Origin of the sequence: Pseudomonas sp. SG-MS2 (assembly GCF_009933855.1) — a bacterium.
In the GTDB taxonomy this organism is placed as follows: domain Bacteria; phylum Pseudomonadota; class Gammaproteobacteria; order Pseudomonadales; family Pseudomonadaceae; genus Aquipseudomonas; species Aquipseudomonas putida_E.
The window spans coordinates 1-1,097 of the sequence record NZ_MOMO01000078.1; the positions used below are offsets into that span (position 1 = coordinate 1).

Below are 1,097 nucleotides of genomic sequence, written 5' to 3' on the forward strand. Positions count from 1 at the left end.
GGCCAGCATCACCGCGCGGGTGAACTGCTCGAAGTTCAGGCCCAGGCGGGCTTCGATCAGCTGCTTGTATTCGTTCTTGCCGCTGCCCAGCACCTGCTCGCTGTCAAGGTCGTAGAGGCTCTGGCGGCTGAGCTGCAGCTTGCCGTTGGCTTTGTCGCGGGCGCGGTTGGCCTCCCAGCGTGCGCGGTAGCGGTGGCCGTCGATGCCGATGAAATCGACCTCGGCAAAGCCGCTGCCGGTACCGCGGCGCAGCAGGTTGCGCGGGTCGGATGTGGGGATGTCGCCATCGGCGTCCGGCACCTTGGCTTCGCGGCCGATGGCGTTGAGCCGCGGCACGGTGCCGAACAGGGCCAGGCACAGGGCGTCGAGCAGGGTGCTCTTGCCGGCACCGGTCGGCCCGGTGATGGCGAACAGCCCGGCACTGGCCAGGGGTTCGGCGGTGAAGTCGATGTCGACCGGGCCGGCCAGGGATGCCAGGTTCTTCAGGCGAATGGCGAGAATTTTCATGGCTGTTCCTCTTCCAGCTGAACGTCCTGCAGCAACAGGGCGAAGTCGGCCAGGGCCTGTTCGTCGACGGGGTTGCCGTAGGCCTGTTCCCAGGCGCGGCTGAACAGGTCCTGCGGGGTCATCTGCGACAGTTCGACGAACTCAAGATCGCTTTCTTCGTCGTTACCACGGCCAGCATATTCGGCGCCGATGCGGATCAGCCGCACTGCTTTGCCGTCCAAGGCGCTTTCGATTTGCTGGCGCAGGTCGGGCTGCGGCTCGTCCAACAGCACACGCACTTCGAGCCAGGGCTGGCGGTTGGGGTCTTCGAGCAGGTCGATCACCGGCAGCTCGGCCAGTTGCTCCAGCAGCTCGCCCAACGGCGCAGGGCCGATGCGCTGCAGGGCCACGGCGCGCGGCACCGGGCGCGCTTCGACGCTGACCAGTTCAGTGCCCTCGAGCTCGACTTCCAGCACCTGGTGCGGGTAATTGATTTCAGCGAACGACAATGGGATCGGCGAGCCGCTGTAGCGGATGCGGGTTTCGCGGTTGACCTTCTGCGGCTTGTGCAGGTGGCCCAGGGCAACGTAGCTGATGGCCTTGTCGAACAG

General features: G+C 66.0%; 2 protein-coding genes. Both read right to left on the bottom strand.

Annotated elements, in window-relative coordinates:
* Window positions 1–507 (bottom strand): AAA family ATPase (locus BLX42_RS06430; RefSeq protein ID WP_161871407.1); only part of this gene is annotated, 507 nt, incomplete at its 3' end.
* On the bottom strand, window positions 504–1,097 hold a 594-nt coding region (locus BLX42_RS06435; protein ID WP_178110724.1), incomplete at its 5' end, for an exonuclease SbcCD subunit D C-terminal domain-containing protein. The genes BLX42_RS06430 and BLX42_RS06435, both read right to left, overlap by 4 nt.